This is a genomic window from Streptomyces sp. NPDC004752 (assembly GCF_053601275.1).
In genome coordinates this window covers 1-2,478 of sequence record NZ_JBSGBN010000286.1, presented here as the reverse complement: position 1 = coordinate 2,478, position 2,478 = coordinate 1, and the positions used below count along the sequence as shown (strand labels likewise).

3 protein-coding genes and 1 pseudogene are annotated in these 2,478 nt (G+C 67.9%); 2 read left to right on the top strand and 2 right to left on the bottom strand.

The genetic code is table 11. The features are described from left to right. Positions 1–225 (top strand): hypothetical protein (locus ACWEKM_RS46380; protein WP_451627340.1); only part of this gene is annotated, 225 nt, incomplete at its 5' end. Between the two features lie 6 nt (positions 226–231). After that, the gene (locus ACWEKM_RS46375; protein ID WP_451627339.1) at positions 232–1,329 is read left to right on the top strand and encodes an integrase core domain-containing protein; all 1,098 of its coding nucleotides are present in this window, start codon (positions 232–234) and stop codon (positions 1,327–1,329) included. 30 nt (positions 1,330–1,359) lie between these two features. Here ACWEKM_RS46375 and ACWEKM_RS46370 read toward each other — a convergent pair. Together ACWEKM_RS46370 and ACWEKM_RS46365 are read right to left on the bottom strand one after the other, a co-directional pair. Further along, positions 1,360–2,013: pseudogene (locus ACWEKM_RS46370) on the bottom strand (transposase); the annotation flags it as partial. A 55-nt stretch (positions 2,014–2,068) separates the two neighbouring features. Next, entirely contained in the window at positions 2,069–2,260 is a 192-nt protein-coding gene (locus ACWEKM_RS46365) for a hypothetical protein (protein ID WP_451627338.1), read from the bottom strand. Positions 2,261–2,478: the final 218 nt, after the last annotated feature.

Sequence of the window (2,478 nt, the reverse complement as noted above, 5' to 3'; positions counted from 1 at the left end):
CGGCAGCATCCGCGCGAGTTGTACCGCGACCCCGACCAGGTGCGCGTCCTGCTCAGCGTCGCGGCAAACCTGCACGCCTTCGCCGCCTTCGACCCAGCTGCCAGCCTCGAAGTTGCACCTGCCGAAAAACTCATCCGTCCTGGTGGGGGCTGGTGTACGGGTGGTGTCGAGCGCGGGCGCTTGGGCGGGTGCCCCGGGCACCTGGTGAGTGCCCCGGCAGGATGATCTGTCGTGCTGCTTCGACTTGCCTATCCGGGTGTGGCGAACGTGTTCGCCCTGCTGCGGCTGCTGCCGGTGAGCAACCAGGACAAGGACGCGGAGATCCTCGCGCTGCGTCATCAGATCACCGTGCTGGAACGCCAGCTCGGCCGGGACCGGGTGCGGTTCGCACCGAGTGACCGGGTGTTCCTGGCCGCGCTACTGCACCGGCTCCCGCGCGGTGTGCTGCACCGGGCACGGCTGCTGGTGCGCCCGGACACTGTGCTGCACTGGCACCGTGACCTGGTCTCGCGCCGCCACGCGGCCCGTTCCCGGCCGGGGCGTGCGGGTCGGCCGCGTACCGTGCGCTCGATCCGCGCTCTCGTGCTGCGTCTGGCGCGGGAGAATCCCGGCCGGGGCTACCGGCGCATCCACGGCGAGCTGCTGGTTCTGGGCGTGCAGGTGGCCGCCTCCACGGTGTGGGAGATCCTGAAGGAGGCGGGGATCGACCCGGCACCCGAGCGGGGTTCCAGCACCTGGACGGACTTTCTGCGCTCCCAGGCCGATGCCCTGCCGGCATGTGGCTTCTTCGAAGCGGTCACCCTGTCCGGGGCGCGGCTGTACGTGTTCGCGGTGATCGGGCACGCCGGCCGGCGCATCCGCATCCTGGGCGCGACGGCGCACCCGACCGCCTCCTGGGTGGCACAGGCCGCCAGGAACCTCGTCATGGATCCCGAGGATGTCGGCTGCCGGGCCCGGTTCATGATCCGCGACCGCGACGGGAAGTACCCCGCCCTGTTCGACACCGTCCTTGAGGATGCGGGGATCGAGGTCGTACTCAGCGGGATCCGGACGCCGCGGATGAACGCGCTCATGGAACACTGGGTGCAAACCTGCCGACGCGAACTACTGGACCGCACCCCGGTCCGGAACCAGCGCCACCTCCTCCACACCCTGCGCGAGTTCGAACAGCACTACAACTCCCACCGGCCCCACCAAGGCATCGCAGACGCCCGCCCGCTGCACCCCCTGCCACCGCCGATCACCGACCAGGACGCCATCGCCCGCCTCGACACACGACGACGCGACCGCCTCGGCGGCACCCTCCACGAGTACCGGCATGCGGCCTGACCTGCACGGACCAGATTCTCGGCAGGGACAGTGTTCGACCCGGGCGCGCACCTTGCGGTGAGAGGCATTGTGCTCCTCTTTCCAGGGCGGGAGTTCGGCCTGGCCTCGCTCGCGGCGGTGTGGGATGACCAGGCCAGTGCCTCGGTAGCCGCCGTCTGCGATGACCGTGGTGCGGCCGACGGCGTCTTTGGCGCCGGACAGTTCCCACACCTTGCAATCGTTGCGGTTGCCGGGCAGAGGCCGGCCGACAGCCACAACGAGCCGCGTATCGGCGTCGATGACGATCTGGTGGTTGGTGGAGTACCGGTAGTTCTTCGACTGCTCGGCAATGCTGTGGTCGCGGGTGGGGACCAGGGTTCCGTCCACGATCAGCACGGTGTCCTTGCCGAACCGCTTGCGCTGTTGCAGGGATAGCGCGGGCCCGAGGTGGTCAACAATGCGGTCGGCGGCCGACTTCGACACTCCGAACAGCCGCGCCAACTGCCGCAGCGTGAGGTTGGTCCGCCAGTACGCGGCGACCAGCAAAACCCGGTCCTCCAGCGGCAGGCAACAGGGTCGGCCCCGACGGGCCGGATCGGCGCCGTCGCGCCGCAGCGCCGTGATCAGCTTGCCGAACTGACGCGGGCTCAGCCCGGTATACGGGGCTATCCAGGAGGGCTCCGACGCCGTGATCACACCAGACACGACAAGATCATCTCTCGTGGCCAGTGGCTACGGGCCAGCACTCACGGTTTCGCGTTCAAAGAGAGTAGAAGAGGACCATGAGCCCCAGGCAGACGACTCCCATGCCGCTCCACATCGCAACGTTCTTCGGCTTCCGCGGGTAGGTCTGGTCTGTGCGCGCGGTGTTCCAGATCGTTAGGGCAGCGATGAAGCAGAAGAACGCGACCACGATGAGCCCCGTGCCGATGAACCAGTACCAAACCCGCACGCTTCCTCCACCTGATCAAGGGTCTGGCGAAGGCTATCGAAGCGGTACTCCCTCCGGGAGGCCCACGCACCACCCGGGACCCGTGACAAGGGCCTGGAGTCATCTGACGTCGGAAATTGCGGGAGGGGCTTGACCCGGGATCGTGGACACCGGTTGTTATGCGGCAGTGGTCAGAGTAACTGATCGTTGTTCGAAGGCGTTCGGGCTCATCTGGCCGA